Genomic DNA, 26126 nt, shown 5'->3' on the forward strand with positions numbered 1-26126 from the left:
CACAGGCGGCCGGCCTCGCACTGGCCGCCTGGTCTTCAGAAGATCAGCTTGCGCAGGGTCAGCCGGACCGTGCGGCCGACCGGGTCGAGGAGGTCGGGCTGGTAGGTGACAGGTGTTGCGCCATCGCCGGCGCGCACCTGCTGGCGGCTGTCAAACAGGTTGTCGATGGACAGGGTGGCCCGGGCGCCCCGCAGCCAGGGATAGGCCCGCGCCCACCGCTGGCGGCCGGGGTCGGCGAACAGACGCAGGTCAACCGTGGCGAAGTCGGAGAACTTCAGGTCCCCCTCCGTCCCGCCGCCACCATCGATGCGGGTGGCGCTCTGCCACTTTGCGCCCATGGATATCCCGAGGCCGGACCTGGAATAGTTGGTCTGCAGCTGCACCTGATGGCGCGACGACCCGCCGCCTGAACCCAGGGCCGCGCCGTCCAGCAGGTCGAGCCCGGGCAGGCCAGGGGCGATCTGCACCTCATCGCGGAAGGCCAGGGTGTGATAGAGGCCGACCTGGAACACGCCACTGCGCGGTCCGCCGCCAAACCCGCCGAGCCCGCCGCCAGGTCGCCCCCGCCCGCCGCCAAGGTTCATGGGCAGGGGGCCGCCCGGCATGACGGCCGGCGCGCCTGATCCTGGAGGGGCACCCGCAAGGCCTGCCGCCTCGGCGCGGCGGCGCATCTCGGCGCGTTGGGCTTCGGTCGGGACTGTACCCACGGGGCGGGAATAGGTGAGGCCCCAGCGGACCTCGTCCCGGGCCTGCAGGGCAAAGTTCACGGGCCGGGCGTCCAGTGCCACCAGGGTGCCTGCGGCGTTGCGCGTGAAGCGACCGGGAAAGGCCGCCTCGACCTGAGTGGAGGCCGAAGGAAAGGCGACCACGGCGTCATGGGTGCGGCTGGCGACGTAGTTGGCCTGGAGCCGCAGATTGATCTCATCGAAGGGCTGGTAGCTGACGCCCAGCTTGAAGACGTCACGGGTGGCTGCGGCCAGGTCGGCCTGACCACCGGTGATCCGGGCGACCTCGGCGGTTTCCCCGCGCGCCAGGTCAAAGACCCGCACGCCAGTTGTGACGGTGACCGGATTGCCCAGCTGGCCCATGGTCGGCGCCTGGCCGCTGCGGCTGAAGGACCCCAGGACCCGCAGGTCCGAGGTGGGACGCCAGTTCAGCCCGTAGCCATAGGTCTCCAGGGTGCCGAAGTCGGAGACCTGCTCCATGCCGACATTGAAGTTGGCCGACAGCCGACCGAGGCGCTCGCCGAGGCCTTCGCCGTCCCGGGTGAGGGGAATGTCGAAATTGCCGCGCAGCTCACCTAAGGTCCGCGACAGATAATTGGCCTGGAAGGTCCCTAGGCGGGTGGCCTCGCTCTCAAGCTCCGTGGCCGAGGCCCGGGCCGTCAGTGCGGTGCTGATCTGGCCGGCTGGCAGCTCACCGAAGGACCGGTTCAGCACCAGGTCGGCCTGGGCCGACGTGGTCACCGTGCGGGCGGTGTCCTGGAAGGCCTGTCCGCCGGAGGCCCGGTCGGTGTCGGTGTCGACCCCGGCGCGTTCAAGCTCGCCGGTGGTGGACCATTGCCAGCCGGCCAGGGCGCCGGTGGCTGAGGCCGCCAGGCGCGCGGTCTGGCGTTCGGTGTTGCGCAGCTGCGCCTCAGGCCCGAAAGGCGACAAGCCCTGGCGGGCCTGGCTGTCGCTGGCTTCGAACAGGCTGTTCACCGAGACGGCGACGCCGTTGTCCAGGGGGCGGGCATAGGCGGCGTTCAGGCTGACATCGTCGGACCTAGCCTGGAGGGAGCGGAAGGCGCCTTCGCCTCCGGTGATGTTCCGATCGCTCTCCTCGATGCCGCCGGTCCAGTTGGCCTTGCCGTCCACCGTCAGGCGACGGCCCTGGAGGATGTCGAGCCGGGCGCCGTGCGCGCCGAGTGTTTCGCCGCCGCCGGCCTGGGTCGGCGTCCTGACCGTGCTCTCCACCAGGGTGGCGCGGAACCTCGGCCGCAGCACCATGTTCACCACCTTCTGCGTCGCCGGATAGCCGTACTTCAGGGCCAGCTCCTCGGGCAGGATCTCGACCCGCACGATGGCCTCGGTGGGCAGGTCGCGGATCTCGGCAAACCCTGAAACCCGGCCGCCATTGATCAGGACGACGGGACGCCCGCTCCCCTGGCCGCTACCGATCTGGGGGGATAGCGCCTCCAGAAGTTCGCTGACGCTGGCCGCCCCATAGGCGCGGATTTCCTGGGGCGAGAGGGTCAGTTCCGGGGTGATGTCCCCGATCACCGAGCCTGCGGGCCGTGACCCGCTGACCACCAGTTCCTCGACCTCCACATCGGCAAAGTCATCGGTTGCCTGGGCCAGGGCTGCGGTGGAGAGACTGGCCAGGGCCACGCCGGCGAGCAGGCTCAGGCGCAGGCGTGCGAAACGACGAGGAGGCGGCAGACGCAAAACGCTTAAATCCTGATGCTGACCTGGGCGGCGGGGAGGCGGCCCATGGAGATGTCACGCACGAGCCTCCCCTATCCGTCGCGATCTGGGCGCAAGCGAGGCGGGCTTTCGCCTGGCTCTGCTGACACGGCGTTGACGCTCAAGGCCCTTGCGCCACAATCAAGATCCCAAACCCGCAAGGACGGAGGCAGCCTGATGAGCGTGACCGGTGGATGCCAGTGCGGGGCCGTGCGGTTCTGCCTCGAGGGTGAGCTCGGCGAGGCCTCCATCTGCCATTGCCGCATGTGTCAGAAGGCGACGGGCGGGCTGTTCGGGCCTTACATCGAGGCGCCCTTCGACGCCCTGATCTGGACGCGGGGGCAGCCCAAACGCTTTCAGAGCTCCAACAAGGTGCGCCGGGGCTTTTGTGGTGACTGTGGGACGCCGCTGACCTTCGAGTTTGGCGAGCGGCACGTCAGCCTGGCCATCGGCGCCCTCGACCGACCCGCCGCGGTGCGTCTGAAGGAGCAACTCGGCTCGCCGGCGCAACTGCCCTGTTTCGATGACCTGGCGAGCCTGCCGGTCCACGCAGCGGACGAGCCCCGGGCGGCCGCCCACCTGGCGAGCATCGTCTCCTACCAGCACCCCGACCACGATACGGAGGATTGGAGGGTTTAGGTGTTGGGCTGAATTTTCCGGGTGTCGACGGCGGGCGGAACGGCTTGCCCATGCGCGGCGGCGAGCCTATCTTACCTCCGTCTTACCAAGGGTCGTTTGATGGCGAAACCGTTGACCACCGTGCTGTCCACCAAGGGGCAGGTCATACTGCCGAAGGCCCTGCGAGATCGCCGCAACTGGACGCCGGGGGTCTGCCTGCAGGTCGAGGAGACGGAGGACGGATTGCTGCTCAAGCGGGCACCGCTGTTTGAGTCGACCAACCTGGATGACGTCTTTGCCGTCTTGAAACGGCCCGGCGTAGGGGTCTCGCTCGAGGAGATGGATGAGGCCTTGCTTGCGGAGGCCGCCCGACGTGCTGGCGATTGACACCAATGTCGTCGTGCGTCTGCTCGTTGGCGATCATCCTGACCAGTCGGCCCGGGCGCGGGAGCTGATCGAACGCCACCAGGTCCTTGCGCCGACGACCATCATTCTTGAGAGCGAATTGGTGCTGCGCGGCGCCTACGGTCTGGCGAAGGCCGATGTTCTGGCCGCTCTGCGGGCTTTCGCCGGCTTGCCAAATGTCACCCTCCAGGAGCCCGAACGGGTGGCTGCCGCGCTGAAATGGGCAGACGGTGGGATGGACTTCGCCGACGCCCTGCATCTGGCCGCCGCCGCCGACTGCGAAGCCTTTGTCACCTTCGAGCTGAAGATGGCCAAGGCCACCGAGGGTCTGAACACGCCCCCGGTCCGCGAGCCTTGATCGTGGCCTGAAACAAAAAAGGACCGGGCGCTTTGCAGCGTCCGGCCCCTTCGATGTCGACGCGTCGGTCTTGTCCTAGTTCTTGGCCAGCCAGGTGACGATTTCCTCGGCGGCCTGTTCGGGCGAGAGGGTGGTGGTGTCGACGGTGATTTCGGCGTGCTCCGGCTCCTCATAGGGGGAGTCGATGCCGGTGAAGTTCTTCAGCTGGCCAGCCCGGGCCTTGGCGTAGAGGCCTTTCACGTCGCGCTGCTCGGCCACGGCCAGGGGGGTGGCCACATAGACCTCGACGAACTCGCCGTCCTCCATCAGTTCGCGGGCCATCCGGCGCTCGGCCCGGAAGGGCGAGATGAAGGAGACCAGCACGATCAGGCCGGCATCGACCATCAGCTTGGCCACCTCAGCCACCCGGCGGATGTTCTCCACCCGGTCTTCCTCGGTAAAGCCCAGGTCCTTGTTCAGGCCGTGGCGGACATTGTCGCCGTCCAGCAGGTAGGTGTGGCGGCCATCGGCCTGCATGCGCTTTTCGACCAGGTTGGCGATGGTCGACTTGCCGGCGCCGGAGAGGCCGGTGAGCCAGACAATCCTGCCCTTCTGGCCCTTCTGGGCGGCACGGCTGGCCTTGGACACGTCCAGGGCCTGCCAGTGGATGTTCTGGCTGCGGCGGAGCGCGAAGTGCAGCATGCCAGCCCCCACCGTCCGGTTGGAGATCCGGTCGATGAGGATGAAGCCCCCCAGGGTGTGGTTGTCCTGATAGGCGTCAAAGGCGATGGGGGCGTCGAGGGACAGGTTGCAGACGCCGATCTCGTTCAGCTCCAGCCGCTTGGCGGCCAGGTGTTCGAGGGTGTTCACATTCACCTTGTACTTGGGCTCGGTGATGCTGGCACCGACAATGCGGGTCCCGATCTTCATCAGATAGGGGCGGCCGGGCAACATGGCCTCATCATCCATCCAGACGATGGTGCTCTCGAACTGGTCGGCCACCTCCGGCGGCTGGCTGGCGATGGAGAGTACGTCGCCGCGGCTGACATCGATCTCGTCGGTCAGGGTGAGGGTCACCGACTGGCCCGCCACGGCGCGGGGCAGGTCGCCGGCCATGGTGACGATGCGAGACACGGTGCTTTCGCGGCCAGAGGGCAGGGCCTTGACCCGGTCGCCGGGCTGGATGGCGCCGGTGGCGATCAGGCCGGAGAAGCCTCGGAAGTCCAGGTCCGGGCGGTTCACCCACTGGATTGGCATGCGGAAAGGCTTTTCCCGCAGGTCGTCCTCGACCTCGAGGGACTCCAGATGCGGCAGCAGGGCAGGGCCTGTGTACCAGGGCGCCTTGTCGCTGACCTCAGTGATGTTGTCGCCCTTGAGGGCCGACATGGGGATGGCGGTAAAACCCTTGATCCCGATCTGGGCGGCGAAGTCGTGATACTCGGCCAGGATGGTGTCGAACACCTCCTGGCTCCAACCCACCAGGTCCATCTTGTTGATGGCCAGGACCACATGGCGGATGCCCAGCAGGGAGACGAGGTAGGAGTGGCGCCGAGTCTGGGTCAGCACGCCCTTGCGCGCATCGATCAGGATGATGGCCGCGTCCGCCGTCGAGGCGCCGGTGACCATGTTGCGGGTGTACTGCTCATGGCCAGGGGTGTCGGCGACGATGAACTTGCGGGTCTCGGTGGAGAAGAAGCGGTAGGCCACATCGATGGTGATGCCCTGTTCGCGCTCAGCGGCCAGGCCGTCCACCAGCAGGGCGAAGTCGATATCGCCCCCTTGGGTCCCGACCTTCTTGGAGTCGGCCTCCAGGGCCGCCATCTGGTCTTCGAAGATCATCTTGGAGTCATAGAGCAGCCGGCCGATCAGGGTCGACTTGCCGTCGTCCACCGACCCGCAGGTCAGGAACCGCAGCAGGCTCTTGTGTTCGTGGGCCTTGAGATAGGCCTCAATGTCCTCGGCGATGAGGGCGGACTGGTGCGACATCAGAAATAGCCCTCTTGCTTCTTCTTCTCCATCGAGGCGGCTTGGTCGTGATCGATCACGCGGCCCTGGCGCTCGGACGTGGTGGTCAGCAGCATTTCCTGGATGATTTCGGGAAGGGTGGCCGCCGTGCTCTCCACAGCGCCGGTGAGCGGGTAGCAGCCGAGCGTGCGGAACCGCACCGACTTCATCACCGGGGTTTCGCCCGGACGCAGGGGCATGCGGTCGTCATCGACCATGATCAAGGCACCGTCGCGTTCCACCACCGGGCGCTCAGCCGCGTAGTAAAGCGGCACGATGGGGATGCTCTCCAGGTGGATGTATTGCCAGATGTCCAGCTCGGTCCAGTTGGAGATCGGGAACACCCGCATGCTCTCGCCCTGGGCCTTGCGGGCATTGTAGAGGTTCCAGAGCTCCGGGCGCTGGTTCTTGGGGTCCCAGCGGTGCTGGGCCGAGCGGAAGGAAAAGACCCGCTCCTTGGCGCGGGATTTTTCCTCGTCCCGGCGGGCCCCGCCGAAGGCTGCATCGAAGCCATGGGCGTCGAGGGCCTGCTTGAGGCCCTCGGTCTTCCACATGTCGGTGTGCAGGGCCGAGCCGTGGTCGAAGGGGTTGATGCCCCGGGCCAGGGCCTCGGGATTGCGGTGGACGATCAGATCAAAACCCAGGGTCTGCGCCATCTTCGCGCGCATCTCGTACATCGCCCGGAACTTCCAGGTGGTGTCCACATGCAGCAGCGGGAAGGGCGGCTTGGAGGGGTAGAAGGCCTTGGCCGCCAGGTGCAGCATCACTGCGGAGTCCTTGCCCACGGAATAGAGCATGACCGGGCGCTCGGCCTCCGCCACCACCTCGCGCATGATGTGGATGCTCTCGGCCTCCAGCCGCTGAAGGTGGGTCAGGGTGTCGGCGTCGAGGCCGGCCCGGGGGGGGCGGACGTCCATGACGTTAGAGCCTTGCATCAGGAATTCTGGGTCCAAGCCTATAAATTTTGTCGATCTTGAGCGCGCCACCTGAACTTGCAGATGAGTGCTACGATTAGCTGCAGTTAAGCGACAGCGCTCCAAGAGGCAACAGGCCCTCTAACCGCCGATCGGGAAAACGCTCAGAACTGCTTAAAGAAGTTCTATAGGCTGACTGAGGCCGGCTTATTGGCCTGAACTGTAGTCGACGGGTGTTCGCCAGGCGATGGCCCTGGCGCTGATCAAACGCGGTGTCCGAAAACCGCGAGACAGGACGGGCGGTCGGGACGATCCTTGCGGCCATGGATCTGGATGACGACGCCTGCTACCGCGCCCTGTCGATGCGCGACGCCCGCCTGGACGGAAAGATCTTCGTCGCCGTGCGGACCACGGGGGTCTATTGCCGGCCCATCTGTCCGGCGCGCACGCCGCTTCGGCGCAATGTCACCTTCTATCCATCGGCGGCGGCAGCCCAGAGCGCAGGCTTTCGGCCCTGCCTGCGCTGTCGGCCGGAAACCTCGCCGGACCTGGGGGCCTGGCGGGGCAGTTCCAATACGGTGGCCCGCGCCCTGTCGCTGATCGAGGACGGCGCGCTGGACGCTGGCGATGTGGAGGCCCTCGCCGACCGGGTGGGGGTTGGCGGCCGCCAGTTGCGTCGGCTGTTTCGCCAGCATCTGGGGGCCTCGCCGGTGGCGGTGGCTCAGACCCGGCGGGTGCTGCTGGCCAAGCAGCTGATCTGTGACACGGCCCTGCCCATGGGCGAGGTGGCCCTGGCCGCCGGCTTTGGCAGCATCCGGCGCTTCAATGAAACCTTTCACCAGCTCTATGGACGTCCGCCGGGCGACCTCAGGCGCGGTCGGCGCCCAGAGGTTAGCGCCGGTGACGGTGGGGGTATCGTCCTTCAGCTTTCCTATCGGCCGCCCTATGACTGGCCAGCCATCCTCGACTTTCTGGCGCTGCGGGCCATTCCGGGGGTGGAGGCTGTGGAGGCTGGAACCTATCGGCGGGCGCTGATCATCGAGGGCGTTCCGGGGCTGATCTCGGTCAGGCCCGGCGCTTTGGGGACCTTGGAGGTTACCGCCCGCTTTGCGCGGCTGCAGGTGCTGCCGCAGCTCATCGCGCGGGTGCGCAGGGTGTTCGACCTGGGGGCTGATCCGGCGCTGGTGAACGCCCACCTGGCCAAGGACCCTGATCTGGCCCCCCTGGTGGCCCAGCGGCCTGGGCTTCGGGTCCCCGGCGCCTGGGACGGGTTTGAGCTGGCGGTGCGCGCCGTGCTGGGTCAGCAGATCACCGTGGCCGGGGCCCGTGCCCTGGCCGGGCGGCTGACGGCCGAGCATGGGGCCCCCCTTCCCCCTGAGCTGGCGGGGGAGGGCCTCAGCCGGTTCTTCCCGACCCCTGCCGCCCTGGCGCAGATCGACCCGGCCAGCCTGCCCATGCCGGGTGCCCGGGCCAGGGCCCTGGTGGGTCTGGCGGCGGCAGCAGCGGCCGATCCGCAGCTCTTTGCGCCTCAGGGGTCTCTGGCGGCAGCGGTGTCCCGGCTCAAGGCCTTGCCGGGGATCGGCGACTGGACGGCCCAATACATCGCCCTGCGCCAGATGCGGGAGCCTGACGCCTTTCCCCCCGGCGACATTGGCCTGATGCGCGCCCTGGCTGGCCCGACGGGAACCCGTCCAACCCCAGCTCAGCTGCTGGCCCGGGCCGAGGCCTGGCGTCCCTGGCGGGCCTATGGTGCCCAGCATCTCTGGGCGTCAGAAGGTCTGGCGCCGCCCTGTTCGGCCCTGCCGCTCTCTTCACCCCCGCAGTCGAAGGCGACCCATGACAAACTTCCCGCCTGACCAGCTTTACATGTCGTCCCTGCCGAGCCCCTTGGGGGAGGCCAGGATCGTGTTCGACGGGGAGGGCCAGCTGCGGGCCTTCGACTGGACGACCCATCTGGAGCGAATGCAGCGCCTGTTGCAGCGCCATTATGGTCCTGCGGCGGACCCGGCGCGCTGCCAGGAAACGTCCGCGCCCACGGTCTTTGCTGACCGGTTCGCCGCCTATTTCGCGGGCGAGATCAATGCCCTTTCGACCCTGCCCTGGGCCACCGGCGGCACCGCCTTTCAACAGACGGTGTGGCGGGCTCTGCAGGATATCGCGCCGGGAGAAACCTGGTCCTATGGCCAGCTGGCGGCGCATATCGGCGCGCCCCGCGCCGTGCGGGCGGTGGGACTGGCCAATGGCGCCAATCCGGTGGCGCTGGTGGTTCCCTGTCACCGGGTGATCGGTGCCAATGGGACTCTGACCGGATATGGCGGCGGCCTGGAGCGCAAGCGCTGGCTGCTGGCCCACGAGGGGGCGAAGCCCCTGGCGAGGGTCTGAAAGCGCCACAGGCGACCAGACTTTGAGAACCCGACCGCGCCGTCTAGATTGATCCCTGAGGGACGACAGCGGAGTTATGAGTGATGAAGCGTGCAATCCTGACCGCGGTTCTGGCCATGGCCACCGCGACCGTCGGCCCTGCGGCGGCCCAATCCTTTGGCGGCGGGCGTCAGCCGTCCGCCATCCTGTTTGATCAACCCAATTTCCAGGGTCGCCAGACCACGATCTACGGCACGGCCACGAACCTGCCCCGGGACTGGAATGACAAGACCATGAGCGCCCGGTTCCAGGGTCGCTGGCGGATCTGTCAGGATTCCGACTTCCGCGGTCGCTGTCAGGATGTCAGCGGTGATGTGCCCAATATGAACACGCTTGGCATGGGGGAGGCGATCACGTCGCTGCAGGCCTATGCCGGCGGTGGTGGCGGCAGCGGTGGTGGCTTCCGTCCGCCGGCAGGGGATGGCTGGCGTCCAGGCGGTAGCGGTAGCAGCTGGAGTGGCGGCGGGGGTTGGAGCGGCCCTAGCCAGTTCCGGCCCGCCGAGGGGGTCCGGTCGGTGTTTTTCCCTTATCCGACCTATGACGGCCTCGACATCGCCGCGGGTTCCAGTGCCGCCAATGCATTCTGTCGGTCGCAGGGCCTCGGGTCATCGGCCTATTACGACTCCAGCCAGCGAGCCCAGCAGGCTGTGGATGGGGACGGGCGCTATACTGGCCCCACCAACGTCCTGAGGGATCTGGTCTGCCGTCGCTATTAGTGACTGGAGATCAACTTTAGAGGGTGTCTGGTGCCACATGAACGAAGTTTCATGTGGCGCCGTCTTGCCGCAGGGCGGGGACTAATCGATAAGGCCAAGGTGCACTCGTGTCGGTGACGGGAGAGAACCGATGCTATCCTGGGCTGAAATCGTCCTGGCCGTGGTGATCCACGCCTCGGCCCTGGCCTATGCGCATCTGGGTGTGACTCTCACGCCGCAGATCCCGGAGCCCGCAGCCTCGTCAGAGCGCCGGGTGGCGCGCAGTGACAATGGCGCAGTCCTGGTCAAGGCCTGCTCTGGCATGAGGCTCGGGTCGAGTTGCACGGCGGCCCCCGTTGGCCCCCAGCACGATTGATCTACGCTCATTGAGTGGGAAAAATTCCCACCAGCGCGCAAATCCGCCGCATGGCGCTTTGCCTGCGCAACGTTCAACGATAATCCTTTCAGATCAGGGCGTCCGCCAGACGACGTAACGTCGCGTTCCGGGCGTGTTGGCCGCTTGTAACGGGCCGCAGATGAAGATCAAAAACCGGCGCCAGCCGTTGGATTTCCGTAGTCTCACCGACGAGGAGGCCGCCTCCCGCCAGGAGATGCAGGTGCCTGAGGCGGGGCCCGATCACGACCTTGACCTGACCGACGCCCCCGTTGTGGCGGCCACAGCCGCCGCTGATCTTGAGACCATGCCCGAGGGGTCGGAGGATTTGTCCAGCGAGACCGAACAAGGCGGGACGGCCACCAAACGCAGCCGATCGTCGGACCAGGCTCAGGACGCGGCCTATGGCCTGGCTGATCCGGCTCCCATTGGCGATCTGGCGCGGGCTGCGACCCCGCCGGCCCCGACATCCCGCGCAGCCCTGGCTCCGACGGCAAACCCCTCCACCCCCGAGGGCGACAAGGCCGGGGGATGGCCAATCTATGCTGGTGCAGCAGCCCTGTCGGTCCTCTGCGCCCTGGCACCGATCGCCTATGCCTGGGGCTATCGCGGTGAGGTTGTGCCCTTCCAGGACGATGTCTTCGCCATGGGGGTTTTTGCGCTCTTGGCTGTGGCGCCTGCGGTGCTCGTCTGGGTGGCAGCCTACGCCCTTCGCCAGGGCCAGAAGCTGGCGGCCGAGACCCGCCGCACGCAGCGGCTGGCTGATGAACTCATCTCCCCGGCCCTGGTGGCCGCTGGCCGCGCAGGGGAGGTGGTGGCCCATGTCCGCGAGGAGATCATCCGCGCAGGCGAGGCTGCGCACGACGCCCGCGAAACACTGGCGGCCCTGCGCTCGGCCCTGGCGGCTGAGACGGAACAGCTGGTCAACGCCGCTGCGGCTTCGGCGCGTACGGCCGAGACCCTGACCCGCAGCCTTGCCCATGAGCGGGTCGAGATGACCGCCCTGGCCAGCGTTCTGGACGCCCAGTCCACGGCTGTGGTGGACGCCATCTCCAGCCAGGCGCGGATGGTCGCCGAGGCCTCTGACCTGGCCGAAACCCAATTGCGAGAGGCTGAAGCGTCCCTGGCTGCGCGCGCCGCTGACCTGGCCGCCGCGGCCGGAGAAACCAGCGATATTGCCCGGACGGTCGGAGAAGACCTGACCCGCCACATTGCCCGGCTGGAAAGCGCCGGGGCCGGCGTCGCCGACCAGGTGAGCGCCGCCGAAACGGGGCTTTCTGAGCAGCGCGCCGCCCTGGTGGGGATCGCCCATGGCCTGCGGGCTGACCAGGAATCTTTCGCCGCCGAGGCCGAGACCCATACCGCCAAGTTGGCAGAGTATCTCTCCGAGGCCAGGCTCTCGGCCGTGGAGGTCGGCGACCGGGCGATCAAGGGGGCCCAGATGCTCCGGGAGCTGGTGGCCCAGGCCACTGAGCAGTTTGGCGATATGGCTGACGCTGCCCAGGGCGAGCGCGATGCCTTCGTCGAGAGCCTCCGGCAGTCCTGGGGCCTGCTGGCCGATACCGCCGCAGGGGAGCGGACCCAGCTGCAGGTGGAAACCCAGTCGGCCATCGACGCCCTGACCCAGGCCGCCGAGCAGACCCGGCTGGCGGCCGCCCGTCACGCCGAGGCGGCCCGTCAGCAGGTGGACCAGCTGTCGGAGGCGGCGTTTGCCGCCGGCCAGAAGGCCGATCAGGTGTTCGAGGGCCGTCTGGAGGAGGCGCGCACCCTGATCGAACAATCCGCGGGCCTTGTGGAAGAAGCCGGGGCACAGACCGTCCGGAAGCTCGAGGCCAGCGCTGCCGCCGCCCGCGCGACCCTGCATGAACTTCAGCACTTGCTGGCCGACCTGGACGCCCGGGCGGCTGACCTGCCTGCGGCCGCGCGACGGCAGGCCGATGATGTGCGCACTGCCGTGGGCGAGAGCCTGGATGACCTGATGGCCCAGGCCCGGCGAACAGCCGACGAAACCCAGGCCATCGACGCGGCCTTCCAGGAACGGGTCAGCCGCAACTATGAGATGCTCAGCGAAGCGGTCCGGCTCATGGGGTCTGTGGCCACCACCGCCAGCGGTGGTTTTGGGCCAGGCCTGGGCGCGGGCTTTGGCGCGACGCCGCCGGTGCGCGAGCGCAGACCCTTGGCCCGAGAGGACCGGCCCCGGCCCCTGCCGGCGACCCCGGCTGCGGCACCGCGGGCTGAGCCGAGGGCCGAGCCTCCCAGGGCCGCACAGGTGCGTCCTCCGCCGGCGGCAGAGGACGAGGAGCCCCTGGAGCTGCGCCCGACGACCCCTTGGCCGGCCCGGGACGGGCGTCGTGGCGCGGCGGAAGAGGCGGGCCTTCGCCCCCGCCTGCGGTTGACGCCGACGGCCACCGACGAGGAGTTCTCCAGCCTGTTCGAGACGGCCGGTGGTCCGCCCCAGGCCACCGAAACCCCCGAGGACGGCGGGGATGGCCTGACCTGGAAGGACCTTCTGGCGGCCATCGATGAGCCGCCGCCGCGCCCTCTGGATGAGCGTCGAGAGGCGCAGCTTCTGTCCGATATCGTGGACCTGGGCATAGATCCCTCGGCGCTTTTGCCTCGCGGGCGGATTGAGGAGATCGGTGCGGTGGTGCAGACCGGGGACCTTGAGGGCGCCCGGCAGGTGGTCCGTCGCCTGGCCCCGGCAGCGACCCGGCGTCTGACCCGCCGACTGTTCACCGACGACGCCCTAAAGGCCGAGGCTGGGGACTATCTGCGCCGGTATCGGGGCATGCTGGACGAGGCCGTGGCCCGGGATCAGGAGGGCTTCATGGTCGCCACCCTGCTGGCCTCTGACGCCGGCCGGGTCTTCCTGCTGCTGGACGCCGCTGCCGGCGACATGATGTAGGGACAGGGCGGGGGCGCGCCTTCGCCACCCCCCGTGATCGGTCATTGGCCGATCAATGCGCCGATCTTGGCTTGGACATCAGCCAGAACACCCGGCGAGGCCTTTGCCTTGTGGGTGGCCTTTCGCGCCCGCCAGTCGAGGCTTTTGATCTGGTCAGCGAGGACCGCGCTCGGCGGTGACTCGCTGACCACCACCTCGAAGGGATAGCCCTTGATCCGTGAGGTGAGGGGGCAGCAGATCATCATGCCCCTGGCCTGATTGTAGCGGGCCGGGGACAGCACGAGCGCCGGACGATGACCGGCCTGCTCATGTCCAGCCTGCGGGTCGAATTGGAGCCAGACTATATCCCCGCGATCGGGAACATAGGGGTTCACCACGCCTCATCCCCAACGGGCCCGCCGAAGTCGACGTCCTCGGGAAAAGTGTCAGGGGTCATCTTCCCCAACAGATCGTCCAAGTCATAGTTGGGCGCGGGCACCGGCTCGATGATCACCCGGCCACCTTCCTCACGCACATCGACGGCCTGATCGATCCGCAGGGACGCGGCCGCCATGACCGACGCCGGTATGCGAACCGAGGCGCTATTGCCCCACTTCTTGACCTGAACACGCATGGCGCGCCTTTCGTATCTACATTCACGATACATAAGCGGGTCCCTTCGCCCTGTAAAGGACGCCGCTGCCGGCGACATGATGTAGGCGCCGGCGCGGTTCAGGGGCTTACCTGAGCCGCGGCTCTGCTGCGAACCTGCGCCAGATAGGCCCGGGACAGGCTGACCAGCTCGTCTTCGAAGGCCCTGTCGTGGAGGAAGTCGACCCCTTCGAGGACCGCAGAGCGCAGGGCGCCGTGCATGGCACGGGTCAGTACGAAGGCGCTGATCGGCTCTAGGGTCCCCTGGGTCTGGTTCAGGGTCTGGGTGACGGCGTCAAACCGGCTGGCCAGGGCCTCAGCGGGGGTCGTCTCGAACCAGATCCCCATGGCGATCCGACGGGCGCGGGCGCGGCCCTGGAAGGCACCGACAAAGGCCCGGACCAGGGCGCGGTCGGGCGCCAGGCCCGCGCCGCCTTCTCGAAGCAGCCGCTGCATTTCCGCCCCATGCAGGTCGCTTTCGCGCTCGGCCAGGGCGTGCATCAGGACCCGCTTATTGGGGAAGTAGCGATAGAGCGTGCCGATACTGATCCCAGCCCGTTCCGCCACGGCATTGGTCGTGAAGCCGTCCAGACCTGAGCGCTCCAGGAGCTGAGCGGCGGCTTCCAGAATGATCTCGACGGTCTCCGCCGCTCGCTTCTGGCGGGGAATTTTTCGCTCGCCGTCAGACACTTAGACCTCGCTCATCTGGGATCGACCGAAAGCTGGGAAGGTGAGTAGGGGGTAAGCCCGCCCCTGGTTAGCCTTGAGGCCAGCAAGGTTGAAAGGAATTCAGATGACTTGGGCCACGGAGCGACTGGACGCGATCGGCGCGGGGACGGGGGCGCTGCCGGCCATCGTCGAACAATTGCACCTGGGGCGGCTGGACAGTTGGGGGGACGGCTGGGTGCGTAAAACCTGGACCCCCCATCCGAGTCTTGCCACGGCCGATGGCTCCCTGTTCGGTGGCTATATCGCGGCCCTGGCCGATCAGGTGCTGGCCTTCGCCACCATGACGGTGATCCCCGATGATCGGCTCTATCGGACCACGCAGCTGCAGGTGAGTTTCCTGCGGGTTGGCCGAAATGCGCCCCTGGAGATCGAGGCCAGGGTCATTGCGGCGACCCGGCAGATGATTGCCGTCCGGGCCAGCTTCACTCAGGCTGGTGGACGACTGATCGCTGAGGCCAGCGCACAGCAGATCGTCCTGCCCTTGCCGTCGGTGTCAGAAACCTGAAGGCCGTTCTTTAGAGCACCACGGCCGAGCCGTTGACGGCGACCATCATCATGGAGCCGTTCTGGCCGATGGCGTGATAGTCCAGGTCGACGCCGACGACGGCGTTGGCCCCGACCTTCCGGGCCTCCTCGGCCAGGGCCTCCAGGGCGTCGGCCCGGGCGCGGGCCAGAACCCGCTCATAGCTCTTGGAACGTCCGCCAAAGAAGTCCCGCAGGGCAGCCATCAGGTCGAGGACCACATTGGCACCCAGGATCGCCTGGGCGGACACCATGCCCAGGTGTTGCTTGACGGGCCGGCCTTCAATGAAGTCGGTGGTGACGATGAGGATGTCGGGTTCGCGCGCCATGGTGAATCCATAGGATCAAATTGTGTCGGTTGCGATGCGGAATCGCGCCCTGGGCGAGCCTGGCAAGGCGATCTGCATAGCTTCACGGGAAAAGCCGCCGAATGTCTTCAAGGTTTAGCCTGCTTGGTCCACATTGCCCCGTCCCCGCCGGAGCCTGTCCATGATCTTCGCCCGATCGCACATCGAGCTGCACAATATCCGCGCCAGCATTGAGCGCACCAAGCGGTTGTCTGACAATGTCATCAAGATCGGCCCGGTCGGGGTGGGCCTGGACGGACTGCTGACCTGGATCCCCTGGGCTGGCGGGCTCTACAGCGCGGGCGCCGGTTCAGTGCTGCTGATTGACGGCATCCGGGCCCGGTGTTCACCCATGGTGCTGCTGGAGGCGACCATGGTGCTGTTGGCCGATCTGGCCATCGGGATCGCACCAGTGCCAGGGGGGCTCGGCAAGCTGGCGGACATGCTGTTTTCAGGCCACAAATGGGCAGCCGATCTCATCCTGAAGCACATGGAAGAGACCATCTATTTTGAGGGCGCTCGCAAGGATGTGGTCAACACCCCGGAGTACCGAGACATCCTGTCGCGCATCCGCGACGGCAAGGAACGCCGCCGGGTGGTGTTCCTCGGCTAGGGCCAGCGCCCGGGGAGCTTGCCTATGGCGGTGACCCAGGACAAGGCCCATCAGGCCTGGCGCGCGGCCGAGCGGATCAAGCGGCTGTCGGACCGGCTGGTGGGGGTAGGCCCTATCGGCCTCGGCCTGGATGGCGTTCTGGCCTGGGTGCCCGTGGCCGGTACGGTCTACAGTCTTGGGGCAGGGGCGCTGCTGATTGCAGCGGGATTTCGAGGGGGGGCATCGGTTCCCACCCTGGCCCGGATGGCGGCCTATCTTGTGGTCGACTCCGCCAGTTCCACCGTACCCGTGGCCGGCTGGGCGGTGGACACCCTTTTCCCCGGCCACCTGATGGCGGCCAAGGCCCTGCAGAAGGACATCGAGGCCCGCCATGGTCCCTCGGCCCTGCCCGACAGCTGGGACCGCAAGCGCAAAGCCAAGGGTGGCGGGCGGCGGGGGCCAAAGATCTGACCCTGCGCGGCCCTGAAATACTATCCCGTTTAAGGGATAATATTATCAATTGACCCATATTTGGGTTATTAGATGATTTTCGCCTCATGAGGGGCTAAACTCGAGGGTGTCATTGCGGCCCATGACCGACCTTGCGCCATCTGCGGCCCGCCCGTCGCTCAACCTGCAACGTCCAACTCACGTGGCCATCATGGGCGACCTGGTGTCCAGCCAGGACGCGGGCTCAGTGGCTGACCTGCATGCGGCCTTCAACCGGGCGATCGACGCCGCAAATCTCGACGCGGGGACGACAATGACCTCCCCGCTGACCATCACCCTCGGGGACGAATTCCAGGGGCTGACGCAGACCTTTGAGGATGGCCTGGCCATCCTGCGTGATGTGCAGGCGCGACTGCTGATCCAGGGCGTGGCCTGTCGCTTTGTCCTGGGCGTGTTGCGCCTGGAGACGCCGGTAAATTCTGAGCGGGCCTGGAACATGATGGGGCCCGGACTTGCCGCCAGCCGCGCGCGCCTGACCGACAAGCGAGACGCCAACGCCTACCGCTTCCACCTGCCAGGGCAGCCGGCCCTCGAGACATTGATGGAGGCGGTCGGGGCAAGCTTGAGTGAGATCGAGCAAGGCTGGACAGCGCGACAGCGAGAAGTGGCGCTCGCCTCACGTTGGGAGTCCGCGACGGGACTGGCGCAGCGCCTGAACATCTCGCTTCAGACGCTTTACAAGATCAGGCGAGCCGCCCGGTTTGAGTTCTATGGTCGACAGTGGCGGGCCCTGGAGACGGCGGTTGAGACCCTAGACGAGATTTATGGTTTGACCCGATGAACGCCTGGATCCACTTCGCTGGCTCGGTGGGGCTTGCCCTGTTCCTGCTGACGATTGTCGGCAACCTTGCCTGCAAGGTGGTACTGGACTGGAGCGGGCTCAGCCAGGCCATGACCTTGATTGAGGGCGACGAGGCAAAGCCACGGGCCAACACCCCGCGGGTGGGGAGACTGATCGGCCATTTAGAGCGGCTGTTGATTGCCAGCGGTCTTGTCTTCGGTGCCTGGGAGATCCTGGTGGTCGTGGTGGCGCTGAAGACTGTGGCCCGATTCAAGGACCTCGATGAGAAGCTGAACGCGGAGTACTTCCTGGTCGGATCCCTGTTCAGCGTCGCCTGGGCCATCCTCGTGACTCAGGCCTGGATGGTCTATGACGCCACATTTGGCCTCCAGATCCTGAGCCGAATGGCGGATTAGCCCCGGGGCGCGTCCAGCTGGGCGTAGCCCAACTGCTCATTGAGCCGGTCGAGCACCTCGACGGCGCACTCAGGCACCACCGTGCCGGGCGGGAAGATGGCGGCGACACCCATGTCGGTCAGGGCGGCGAAGTCCTCCGGCGGGATGACGCCGCCCACCACCACCAGGATATCTGGGCGGCCCAGGCGGGCGAGCTCGGCCTTGAGCTCCGGCACCAGGGTCAGGTGGCCGGCGGCCAGCGAGCTGGCCCCCACCACATGGACTTTTCGCTCCACCGCCAGGGCCGCAGCCTCGGCCGGGGTCTGGAACAGGTCGCCGATCTCCACCTCAAAGCCCAGGTCGGCGAAGCCTGAGGCGATGACTTTCTGGCCCCGGTCATGGCCGTCCTGGCCCATCTTGGCGATCAGCACCCGGGGCTTGCGGCCGTCGGCGGACGCAAAGGCGCCGACCATGGCCTTGGCCTTCAGGGCTGCTGGCGTCTCCCCGGCCTCGCGCAGATAGACCCCCTTGACCGCGTCGGCCTTGGCCTTGTGCCGGTCGAAGACCTTTTCCAGGGCGTAGCTGATCTCGCCCACGGTGGCCTTGGCCCGGGCGGCCTCCACGGAAAGCGCCAGGAGGTTGCCGGTCCCGGCGGCGCCGGCGGTGAGGGCCTCAAGGGCGCGTTCCACCGCAGCGGGGTCACGCTCAGCCTTCAGGCGGGCCAGCTTCTCCAGCTGACTTTGGCGGACGGCGGAATTGTCGACCTTGAGCACCGGGATCTCATCGGGGTCGGCAGAGCGGTAGCGGTTGACCCCCACCACCGTCTGTCGCCCGGAATCGATGCGCGCCTGGGTGCGGGCGCTGGCCTCTTCGATGCGGCGCTTGGGCAGGCCGTCCTCGATGGCCTTGGCCATGCCGCCCAAGGCCTCGACCTCGGCAATGTGCGCCCGGGCGCGGGCGGCGAGGTCGGCGGTGAGGCGTTCAATGTAATAGGACCCGCCCCAGGGATCGATGACCCGGGTCTGGCCGCTTTCCAGCTGCAGGAACAGCTGGGTGTTGCGCGCGATGCGGGCGGAGAAATCCGTCGGCAGGGCCAAAGCCTCGTCCAGGGAATTGGTGTGCAGGCTCTGGGTCTGGCCGCCGGTGGCCGCCATGGCCTCGACGCAGGTGCGGGCGACGTTGTTGTAGACATCCTGGGCCGCCAGGCTCCAGCCGCTGGTCTGGGTGTGAGCCCGCAGGGACAGGGATCGGGCGTCCTTGGGCGCAAACTCGGCCTGCATGAGCTCAGCCCAGAGCAGGCGACCAGCCCGCTGCTTGGCGATCTCCATGAAGGCGTTCATGCCCGCATTCCAGAAGAAGGAGAGGCGGGGGGCAAACTTGTCGACGCTCATACCTGCGGCCACGCCGGCGCGGACATATTCGATGCCGTCGGCCAGGGTATAGGCCAGCTCCAGGTCCAGCGTCGCCCCGGCTTCCTGGATGTGATAGCCGGAGATCGAGATCGAGTTGAACCTCGGCATCTCGGTGGAAGTATATGAAAAGATGTCGGAAATGATCCGCATCGAAGGGGCGGGCGGATAGATGTAGGTGTTCCGGACCAGGAACTCCTTGAGGATGTCGTTCTGGATGGTGCCCGACAGCTTGGCGGCGGGGACCCCCTGTTCCTCGGCCGCGACGATATAGAGCGCCAGGATCGGCAGGACCGCGCCGTTCATGGTCATGGACACGCTCATCTCATCGAGGGGAATCCCGTCGAACAGGGTGCGCATGTCGAGGATGGAATCGATGGCCACGCCGGCCATGCCCACATCGCCGGCCACCCGGGGATGGTCGGAATCATAGCCTCGATGGGTGGCGAGATCGAAGGCGACTGACAGGCCCTTCTGACCAGCCGCCAGGTTGCGGCGATAGAAGGCGTTGGAGTCCTCGGCCGTGGAGAAGCCTGCATACTGACGGATGGTCCACGGATTGGTGGCGTACATGGTCGGATAAGGCCCGCGCAGGAAGGGCGCGAGGCCGGGATAGCCGTCCAGGCCGCTCAAGCCTGCGATGTCGGCAGGCCCGTAGGCGGTTGCCACCGCAATGCCTTCCGGTGTGGCCCAGGGCTCGTGGGTGGGTGCGGGGCCTGCCGCTGAGCTGGGCTCGGCGTCGAAGGCGATCTCGGTGAAGTCGGGGAAGGCGCTCATTGGGCGGCCTCGGGCTCATAGGGCTGGGCGATGCGAATAGGCGCAAGCGGCGGGCAGCGGCCATCGGGGCCGGGCAGCCGGGGCGAGGGGGCTGTGACCGGGCGAGGCAGGGCAGAGTCGATCTCGACGGTGGATTCGGTGGTCGGGGGGAAGGCGGTGACCCCGACGATGGCGGGCTCACCGGCTTCATGGCGGGCCTGGACGGTGGTTTCCACCTCGGCGGCCACATGACCGCTGGTCAGGGCTGACACCAGCCCCCCCAGGCCCTCGGTGACCTGGAAGGCTGACCAGGCGGCGCGGGCGATCTGGTCGGTCAGCGCCTCAACATAGCCAGACCCGGCAGCGGGATCGGCGACGCGGCCGATATGGGCCTCTTCCATCAGCACCAGTTGGGTGTTGCGGCTCTGGCGCCTGGCCAGGGCCGAGGGCCGTCCCAGGGCATCGGTAAAGGTTCCCAGGACCACCGCGTCGGCCCCCCCCACTGCGGCACCAAAGCCAGCGGCGGTGAGCCGCAGCATATTGGTCCAGGGATCGCGGCGGGTGAGCATCCGGCGGGAGGACCTGACCTCGATCCGGGCTGGAACGTCTAGACCGCAGGCGCCGGTGAGCCTGGCCCACACCCGTCGGGCGGCGCGCAGCTTGGCGATGGTCAGGAAATAGTCGGCCTCGGCAGAAAGGCCCAGGGTGATGCGGGCAAACGCCTCATTCATCCCCATGCCAGCCCGGACCATGGCCCGGGCATAGGCCAGCGCACTGGCCGCGGCGAAGGCCACTTCGCAGGCCGCAGCCCCACCGGCCTCATGGATCACCTGGCCGGACGCCAGGAAAAGCTGCGCCTTGGGATAGGTCGTTGCATGGCGGGCGGCCGCCCCGGCGGCGGCGAAAATGTGCGCCTCGATGGGGCCAGGGCTTGCGCCCTCCCGGGCGAACACGCTCAAGGGGTCCAGGTGAAACTGCAACAGGGCGCCGGGCGAGGCCTTGGCCAGGCTGCTGAGCCAGTCGGCGGCGGCCACGCCCAGAAGGCCGGCGTCCAGGGCGACTGGGGCAAGTTCGAGGATCACCCCGTCCAGCGCCCTGGCCAGGTCGTCGGCCGAGCCCACGGCGGTCCCGGCCTTGCCGGTGGGGTCGAGGCTGAGCAGCACCGAGGCCGCGCCACCCTCCAGATCGGCCAGGATGTCGGCCCGGGCGCGGAGAGGATCGGGATGGGCTGTGGCACCGCGCAGATCCCAAGGACGATCCGGGTCATAGGGCCGGGTCGGTACCTGTGGCCCCGCGTCTGCCCCATAGAGGGGGGCGATAGTCAGGCCATCGGCCGTGGTGGTGGTGAGGCTCTCCGGGGGCTTGTCGCCCAGGGTTTTGAGCACGAGGGCGCGCCAGTCTTCGGCGCTGGCCGGCGGAAATTCCACGGCAGGGGGAGCGATCTGGACCATTGTTCCTGTGATGAGCCGGGGGCGCGGGGAGCGTCAAGGGCGCCGCAACGGCGCCCTGCCGCTGGGTCAAACCTGCGTGCGCCTTGTGAGCCTTGCCGCTGCTGTATTCTTGCCCGGGGAACCGGTTTGCGCTTACATCGTAAAAACACCCGTGAAGGACACCGCCCATGGCCCTGCCGCCGATTCTCCGTGACCGCCTGCGTCTGCCGGTCATCGCCTCGCCCCTGTTCATCATCTCGAACCCGGATCTGGTGATCGCGCAGTGCAAGGCCGGGATTGTCGGCTCCTTCCCGGCCCTGAACGCCCGCCCGGCCAGCCAGCTGGACGAGTGGCTGGCCCAGATCACCGAGGAGCTGGCGGACTGGGACGCCAAGAACCCGGACCTGCCCTCGGCACCGTTTGCGGTGAACCAGATCGTGCACAAGACCAATGACCGGCTGGAGCACGATGTGGAGATGGCGGCCAAGTACAAGGTGCCGATCATCATCACCTCCCTGGGCGCGCGGGAGGATGTGAACCAGGCCGTGCATGCCTATGGCGGCATTGTCATGCACGACATCATCAATGACCGCTTCGCCCGCAAGGCGGTGGAGAAGGGCGCTGATGGCCTGATCCCCGTGGCGGCTGGGGCAGGCGGTCACGCCGGCGCCCTGTCGCCCTTCGCCCTGATCCAGGAGCTGCGGAAGTGGTTCGACGGGCCGATCGCTCTGTCTGGGTCCATCGCCAATGGGGGGGCCATATTGGGCGCCCAGGCCATGGGGGCCGACCTCGCCTATATCGGCTCGGCCTTCATCGCCACCAAGGAGGCCAATGCGGTGCAGGGCTACAAGGAGATGATCGTCCAAAGCTCCGGCGAGGACATCGTCTATTCCAACCTGTTCAGCGGGGTGCATGGCAATTACCTGCGGCCCTCCATCGTCGCTGCGGGTCTCGACCCGGACAATCTGCCTGAGGCTGACCCCTCGAAGATGAACTTCGGCTCAGGCGGCAACACCAAGGCCCGGGCCTGGAAGGACATCTGGGGCTGCGGTCAGGGCATTGGCGCTGTGGAGGAAATTCTCGGCGCGGGGGACCTCGTGGCCAAGCTGGCGGCGGAGTACGAGGCGGCCAAGGCCAGCCTTGCGGAGAAGACCTCGTTCACCGCCGGCAAGGTGCTGATGGCGGCGGAATAGGTCTGCAGAATTCCTTTTCGTCATGCCCGCCCATGTGGCGGGCATCCCTCGCGGTGGCGGGCGCCAGCGTCGCGAGGGATTCCCGGTTCAGGGCCGGGAATGACGAAGGGGAGGGGCTGCTGACTCAGCTCCCGGTCGAGGTGTAGCGCCTGATGCCGGCGCGCCAGGCGAGGAAGGATGCGGCCAAAAAGACGAAGCCCATGGCCGGCGCTGTGGGCAGCCACCAGTCCGGGGCGCCTAAGGGGTCGGGCTGATCGAGGATGGCCAGGACGGGGTAATAGGCCACGCACCCCAGGGGCACGACGAAGATCAGAAAGTTCCGGAACCAGCCGGCATAGAGGCTCAAGGGAAATTGGGCCGCCTGGATGCCGCCATAGGTCAGGACGTTGAACACCTCCAGGCTTTCGGTGGTCCAGAAGGCGAAGCTGGCCTGCAGGACCAGGAGGCCGGTGAACAGGGCCACGCCGCCGGTGATGGTCCAGGCCAGCAGCAGGATCTTGTCCGGGGACCAGGTCACGCCGACCACAGCGGCGCCGACAAACAGAACCAGCAGGGCCTGGGCCAGGCGACCAAAGCGGCTGAGGCGGAACTCATAGCCGATCAATTGCAGGGCCGGAGAGCGTGGCCGCAGCAGGACGCGGTCAAAGGCGCCGGTCTTGACGAACTCCCCGCCAAAGACATCGAAGCCCCTGGTGAAGAAGTCGGTGAGGGCGAAACTGGTTGAGACCACCCCATAGAAGACGGCGATGTGCCCAAGCCCCCAGCCCTGCACCTGACCGAAGCGGTCAAAGAGTGCCCAGGCGGCCAGCATGTCGATGATGGTGGTCAAGAAGGCGCCGATCCCCAGCATGATGGCCGAGCCGGGATACTGTAGCTGGCTGCGCAGGGAGGCGCTGAAATAGCGAAGGAGGAGGGCCGCGCTATTCATCTGGCCTAACCCCCCTGTACGTCCAGCCGGCGCATGACGCGGGCCATGGCGACGCGACCGAGGAGGATGAGGGCCACGGTCCAAAAGACCTGCAGGCCCAGGCCTAGCAGGGCCTCTGACCCTTGCAGCTGGCCCACATAGAGGCGAAGCGGAATGTCCATCATGCCGGCGAAGGGCTGTATCAGCAGCGCGGTCTGCGCCCAGTCGGGATAGAGGGCCAGCGGCAGCAGGTTGCCGGAGAAGACAATGATCAGGCTGTTGAACAGCACATTGATCCCCCGGTCGGTGAGGGTGGCGGCGACGATGATGTTCACGATCATCAGAAAAGCGGTGGCCAGGGCCAGGGCCAGGGGCAGGGAGATGGCGAAGGCCGCGGCCGCCGCAAAGCTCGGCGGCGGCTTCCAAGCCCAGTCCGACAGGCCGATCAAGGGCAGGACAAGCCCCGCCCCCAGCAGCATCAGGGCTGCGCGGGGCAGGGCCCGGGAGGCCATCCAGGCACCGCCACGGACATACCAGAGACTGTAGGTATCCACCGGCCGCAGGCGGTCATAGGCCACCGCGCCTGTGCGCACGGCCAGGGCCACCTCTGGGTCGGCGTTCCAGGGGGTCAGGGCCAAGAGGGCCTGGGCAAGCCAGGTGTAGGTGATCACCTGAGCCAGGGTCATGGGCGAGGCCGCCGCCGCCGCCGGGGCTGCGGCGAAGAAGGCAGCATAGATCATCACCTTGATGCCCCCCCACCAGCACTGGGTGGCGAAGCCGGCGATGGCGGCGGCCCGATACTGCAGCATCAACAGGAAGCGGCTGGAGAAGGCGGCCAGATAGGGGCGGGCAGCGTCCATGGGGCTCAGGCCTCGCCTGCGCCGTGCAAGGCATAGAAGCGGGCGATAACCTCTTCGATGGCCGGCTCTCCCACATGGATGTCGACCACCTCGTGGGCCGCGGCGATGGCGGCGATCACGGTGGGCGTCGGCGTCCGCGCGGGATCGAAGGCCAGTTCCAGGGTCTGGCCCCTGCGGCTGCGGATCTCGACCCCGGGCAGGGTGACGTCCGGTGCCTCATGGGCGAAGTCGACAATCAGGCGCCGCTCGGCCAGGACATTGGCCCGCAGGGTCTCAAACGGGCTGTCGGCCAGGACCTGACCATGGCCGATGACGATCACCCGCTGGGCCAGGGCCTCGATGTCGTGCATGTCGTGGGTGGTGAGCAGGACGGTGACGCCGCGCTCGCGGTTCAGGCGGGCGACCACCTCGCGGACGGCAAGCTTGGAGGGGGCGTCCAGGCCGATGGTCGGCTCATCCAGGAACAGGATGTCGGGTTCGTGCAGCAGGGCCGCGGCGATCTCGGCGCGCATCCGTTGGCCCAGCGACAGCTGGCGCACCGGCTGGTCCAGGACAGGCGCCAGGCGGAGCAGATCGACCAGCTCGTCTCGGTTGGCCCGGTAGCGGGCGGAGTCCACCCGGTAGATGTCGGCCAACAGGTCGAAGCCTTCGATGACCGGCAGGTCCCACCACAGCTGGGTCCGCTGGCCGAACACCACGCCGATCCTGGAGACATGGGCGATGCGGTCGGTGAAGGGAACGCGGCCATTCACCAGCACTGTGCCGCTGTCTGGCCGCAGAATCCCGGAGAGGATCTTGATGGTGGTTGACTTGCCGGCTCCGTTGGGACCGATGAACCCCAGCAGTTCTCCCGCCTCCAGGGAAAAGGAGACGTTGCGCAGGGCCTCGACCGTGCGGTGGCGGCGATGGACCAGACCCTTGACCGCGCCCAGCAGGCCGGGATCGCGTTCGGCGACGCGATAGGTCTTGGCCAGGTCCTCCACGAGGATCTGTGGCATGGGTGCGGGCCAGTAATGAGACTGAGAAGGGGCCGAACCCTAGATCGCGTTCCATGAAAGGGAAACCCGGTTCGGCGGCGCTGCACGTCGCCAAACTGGGGACTTGGCGGCTGAAGCTGCCGTCATACCGACACGTAAGGGAACGCCGGTGGTCTTGAACGCGTTGTGCGCGGAACGCGGGAGAAAGTCTTGTCCCTCGCGCATCCGGGATGGGGGCCGGACTCGTACCCCTTCCAAGACGCCACGCGTATCGCCGCAGGCGCCCATCCGAGGGACTGTCCATGACTGAACCGAAATTCCGTATGCTCGCCGGCGCTTCCGCGCTCGTCCTGGCGCTGACCCTGTCGGCCTGCTCGCAGGCTGAAGACACCGCTGCGGCCCCTGAAGCCGAACCCGTCGCTGCCGAAGCTGCGGCACCCACCACCAACATCGTTGCTGGCGCTCAGGCCTCGCCCGACCACACCACCCTGGTGGCTGCTGTCGTCGCCGCCGAGCTGGTGGAAACCCTTTCTGGTCCGGGCCCGTTCACGGTCTTCGCCCCCACCAATGCGGCCTTTGAAAAGCTGCCGGCCGGCACGGTTGATGCCCTGCTGCTGCCTGAGGCCAAGGCTCAGCTGACCTCGGTCCTGACCTATCATGTGGTGGCCGGCAAGCTGATGGCCGCAGACGTTCTGGCCGCCATCGAAGCTGGCGGCGGCACGGCGACCCTGACCACCGTGCAGGGCGGCGAGCTGAAGGCCTCTGTGGTCAATGGCGGCGTGCAACTGACCGACGCCCAAGGCGGCACCGCCATGGTGAGCGCCACCGACCTTGACCAGTCCAACGGCGTGATCCACGTCATCGACACGGTGATCATGCCCGCCGCCTAAACAGCGGGTCTGATCCAAAAAGCGAGGGCCCCCGCAGTGATGCGGGGGCCCTTTTTGCGGG

General features: G+C 67.3%; 27 protein-coding genes. 15 read left to right on the top strand and 12 right to left on the bottom strand.

The genetic code is table 11. The features are described from left to right. Window positions 1–35: 35 nt before the first annotated feature. Window positions 36–2426, bottom strand: coding sequence for a TonB-dependent receptor (locus MH112_RS06315; RefSeq protein ID WP_296565379.1), 2391 nt, complete (start codon window positions 2424–2426; stop codon window positions 36–38). A gap of 195 nt (window positions 2427–2621) precedes the next feature. Between MH112_RS06315 and MH112_RS06320 the strand changes: the two genes are divergently transcribed. From MH112_RS06320 to MH112_RS06330, 3 genes are all read left to right on the top strand, one after another. Continuing rightward, window positions 2622–3083, top strand: coding sequence for a GFA family protein (locus MH112_RS06320; RefSeq protein ID WP_296565382.1), 462 nt, complete (start codon window positions 2622–2624; stop codon window positions 3081–3083). Window positions 3084–3182: 99 nt separating this feature from the next. Continuing rightward, window positions 3183–3449, top strand: coding sequence for an AbrB/MazE/SpoVT family DNA-binding domain-containing protein (locus tag MH112_RS06325; protein ID WP_296565385.1), 267 nt, complete (start codon window positions 3183–3185; stop codon window positions 3447–3449). Beyond that, a complete protein-coding gene (locus MH112_RS06330) occupies window positions 3436–3825 on the top strand; it encodes a type II toxin-antitoxin system VapC family toxin (RefSeq protein WP_296565388.1) in 390 nt (129 codons plus the stop codon). Before MH112_RS06325 ends, MH112_RS06330 begins: the two co-directional genes overlap by 14 nt. Window positions 3826–3900: 75 nt before the next feature. Here the strand turns inward: MH112_RS06330 and cysN are convergent, their stop codons facing one another. Beyond that, entirely contained in the window at window positions 3901–5790 is a 1890-nt protein-coding gene (gene cysN, locus MH112_RS06335) for a sulfate adenylyltransferase subunit CysN (RefSeq protein ID WP_296565391.1), read from the bottom strand. Next, a complete protein-coding gene (cysD, locus tag MH112_RS06340; RefSeq protein WP_296565396.1) occupies window positions 5790–6725 on the bottom strand; it encodes a sulfate adenylyltransferase subunit CysD in 936 nt (311 codons plus the stop codon). The genes cysN and cysD overlap by 1 nt, the downstream gene beginning before the upstream one ends. A gap of 269 nt (window positions 6726–6994) precedes the next feature. Here cysD and MH112_RS06345 point away from each other — a divergent pair, with 269 nt between their 5' ends. The 5 genes from MH112_RS06345 to MH112_RS06365 all read left to right on the top strand — a co-directional run bounded on the left by MH112_RS06345 (window position 6995) and on the right by MH112_RS06365 (window position 13137). Beyond that, window positions 6995–8578: a DNA-3-methyladenine glycosylase 2 family protein gene (locus tag MH112_RS06345; RefSeq protein WP_296565398.1), complete on the top strand. Its 1584-nt coding sequence runs from the start codon at window positions 6995–6997 to the stop codon at window positions 8576–8578. Then, on the top strand, window positions 8559–9104 hold the full coding sequence (locus MH112_RS06350) for a methylated-DNA--[protein]-cysteine S-methyltransferase (RefSeq protein WP_296565401.1): 546 nt from the start codon (window positions 8559–8561) through the stop codon (window positions 9102–9104). Before MH112_RS06345 ends, MH112_RS06350 begins: the two co-directional genes overlap by 20 nt. An 83-nt stretch (window positions 9105–9187) precedes the next feature. Beyond that, window positions 9188–9859 carry a beta/gamma crystallin-related protein gene (locus MH112_RS06355; protein ID WP_296565406.1) on the top strand — a complete coding sequence of 224 codons (672 nt, stop codon included), beginning with the start codon at window positions 9188–9190 and terminating at the stop codon, window positions 9857–9859. A gap of 130 nt (window positions 9860–9989) precedes the next feature. Continuing rightward, the gene (locus MH112_RS06360) at window positions 9990–10214 is read left to right on the top strand and encodes a hypothetical protein (protein ID WP_296565409.1); all 225 of its coding nucleotides are present in this window, start codon (window positions 9990–9992) and stop codon (window positions 10212–10214) included. A gap of 160 nt (window positions 10215–10374) precedes the next feature. Then, window positions 10375–13137, top strand: a complete 2763-nt coding sequence (locus MH112_RS06365; protein ID WP_296565412.1) for a polar localization protein TipN — start codon at window positions 10375–10377, stop codon at window positions 13135–13137. A 41-nt stretch (window positions 13138–13178) separates the two neighbouring features. Here the strand turns inward: MH112_RS06365 and mazF are convergent, their stop codons facing one another. The 3 genes from mazF to MH112_RS06380 form a co-directional block, all read right to left on the bottom strand. Further along, window positions 13179–13511, bottom strand: coding sequence for an endoribonuclease MazF (mazF, locus tag MH112_RS06370; RefSeq protein ID WP_296565414.1), 333 nt, complete (start codon window positions 13509–13511; stop codon window positions 13179–13181). Beyond that, window positions 13508–13750, bottom strand: coding sequence for an AbrB/MazE/SpoVT family DNA-binding domain-containing protein (locus tag MH112_RS06375; RefSeq protein WP_296565416.1), 243 nt, complete (start codon window positions 13748–13750; stop codon window positions 13508–13510). The genes mazF and MH112_RS06375 overlap by 4 nt, the downstream gene beginning before the upstream one ends. Before the next feature lie 98 nt (window positions 13751–13848). Beyond that, window positions 13849–14457 carry a TetR/AcrR family transcriptional regulator gene (locus MH112_RS06380; protein ID WP_296565419.1) on the bottom strand — a complete coding sequence of 203 codons (609 nt, stop codon included), beginning with the start codon at window positions 14455–14457 and terminating at the stop codon, window positions 13849–13851. Between the two features lie 103 nt (window positions 14458–14560). Between MH112_RS06380 and MH112_RS06385 the strand changes: the two genes are divergently transcribed. Next, window positions 14561–15001 carry a PaaI family thioesterase gene (locus tag MH112_RS06385; protein ID WP_296565422.1) on the top strand — a complete coding sequence of 147 codons (441 nt, stop codon included), beginning with the start codon at window positions 14561–14563 and terminating at the stop codon, window positions 14999–15001. 10 nt (window positions 15002–15011) lie between these two features. Here the strand turns inward: MH112_RS06385 and MH112_RS06390 are convergent, their stop codons facing one another. Further along, window positions 15012–15347, bottom strand: coding sequence for a YbjQ family protein (locus tag MH112_RS06390; RefSeq protein ID WP_365786426.1), 336 nt, complete (start codon window positions 15345–15347; stop codon window positions 15012–15014). Between the two features lie 160 nt (window positions 15348–15507). On the opposite strand from MH112_RS06390, the gene MH112_RS06395 reads away from it, so the two are divergent. The 4 genes from MH112_RS06395 (at window position 15508) to MH112_RS06410 (ending at window position 17664) form a co-directional block, all read left to right on the top strand. Beyond that, window positions 15508–15978 carry a DUF4112 domain-containing protein gene (locus MH112_RS06395; RefSeq protein WP_296565425.1) on the top strand — a complete coding sequence of 157 codons (471 nt, stop codon included), beginning with the start codon at window positions 15508–15510 and terminating at the stop codon, window positions 15976–15978. Window positions 15979–16002: 24 nt separating this feature from the next. Next, window positions 16003–16428, top strand: coding sequence for a DUF4112 domain-containing protein (locus MH112_RS06400; RefSeq protein WP_296565427.1), 426 nt, complete (start codon window positions 16003–16005; stop codon window positions 16426–16428). Window positions 16429–16549: 121 nt separating this feature from the next. Next, window positions 16550–17248: a SatD family protein gene (locus MH112_RS06405; RefSeq protein WP_296565430.1), complete on the top strand. Its 699-nt coding sequence runs from the start codon at window positions 16550–16552 to the stop codon at window positions 17246–17248. Then, on the top strand, window positions 17245–17664 hold the full coding sequence (locus MH112_RS06410) for a hypothetical protein (RefSeq protein WP_296565433.1): 420 nt from the start codon (window positions 17245–17247) through the stop codon (window positions 17662–17664). Before MH112_RS06405 ends, MH112_RS06410 begins: the two co-directional genes overlap by 4 nt. On the opposite strand, the gene scpA is transcribed toward MH112_RS06410, so the two are convergent. Further along, window positions 17661–19829: a methylmalonyl-CoA mutase gene (gene scpA, locus MH112_RS06415; protein ID WP_296565436.1), complete on the bottom strand. Its 2169-nt coding sequence runs from the start codon at window positions 19827–19829 to the stop codon at window positions 17661–17663. The two genes, MH112_RS06410 and scpA, sit on opposite strands and share 4 nt — an antisense overlap. Next, window positions 19826–21259: a methylmalonyl-CoA mutase family protein gene (locus MH112_RS06420; protein ID WP_296565439.1), complete on the bottom strand. Its 1434-nt coding sequence runs from the start codon at window positions 21257–21259 to the stop codon at window positions 19826–19828. The genes scpA and MH112_RS06420 overlap by 4 nt, the downstream gene beginning before the upstream one ends. A 167-nt stretch (window positions 21260–21426) precedes the next feature. Here MH112_RS06420 and MH112_RS06425 point away from each other — a divergent pair, with 167 nt between their 5' ends. Next, window positions 21427–22431, top strand: coding sequence for a nitronate monooxygenase family protein (locus tag MH112_RS06425; RefSeq protein ID WP_296565443.1), 1005 nt, complete (start codon window positions 21427–21429; stop codon window positions 22429–22431). Window positions 22432–22555: 124 nt separating this feature from the next. Here MH112_RS06425 and MH112_RS06430 read toward each other — a convergent pair whose 3' ends face one another. The 3 genes from MH112_RS06430 to MH112_RS06440 are packed head-to-tail and all read right to left on the bottom strand — an operon-like array spanning window position 22556 to window position 25196. Continuing rightward, on the bottom strand, window positions 22556–23359 hold the full coding sequence (locus MH112_RS06430) for an ABC-2 family transporter protein (protein ID WP_296565446.1): 804 nt from the start codon (window positions 23357–23359) through the stop codon (window positions 22556–22558). A 5-nt stretch (window positions 23360–23364) separates the two neighbouring features. Then, window positions 23365–24198, bottom strand: a complete 834-nt coding sequence (locus tag MH112_RS06435; RefSeq protein WP_296565449.1) for a hypothetical protein — start codon at window positions 24196–24198, stop codon at window positions 23365–23367. Window positions 24199–24203: 5 nt separating this feature from the next. Beyond that, window positions 24204–25196 carry an ABC transporter ATP-binding protein gene (locus tag MH112_RS06440; protein ID WP_296565450.1) on the bottom strand — a complete coding sequence of 331 codons (993 nt, stop codon included), beginning with the start codon at window positions 25194–25196 and terminating at the stop codon, window positions 24204–24206. Between the two features lie 281 nt (window positions 25197–25477). On the opposite strand from MH112_RS06440, the gene MH112_RS06445 reads away from it, so the two are divergent. Beyond that, on the top strand, window positions 25478–26065 hold the full coding sequence (locus tag MH112_RS06445) for a fasciclin domain-containing protein (RefSeq protein WP_296565454.1): 588 nt from the start codon (window positions 25478–25480) through the stop codon (window positions 26063–26065). Window positions 26066–26126: the final 61 nt, after the last annotated feature.

Source organism: Phenylobacterium sp., from assembly GCF_022402485.1.
Lineage (GTDB): Bacteria > Pseudomonadota > Alphaproteobacteria > Caulobacterales > Caulobacteraceae > Phenylobacterium.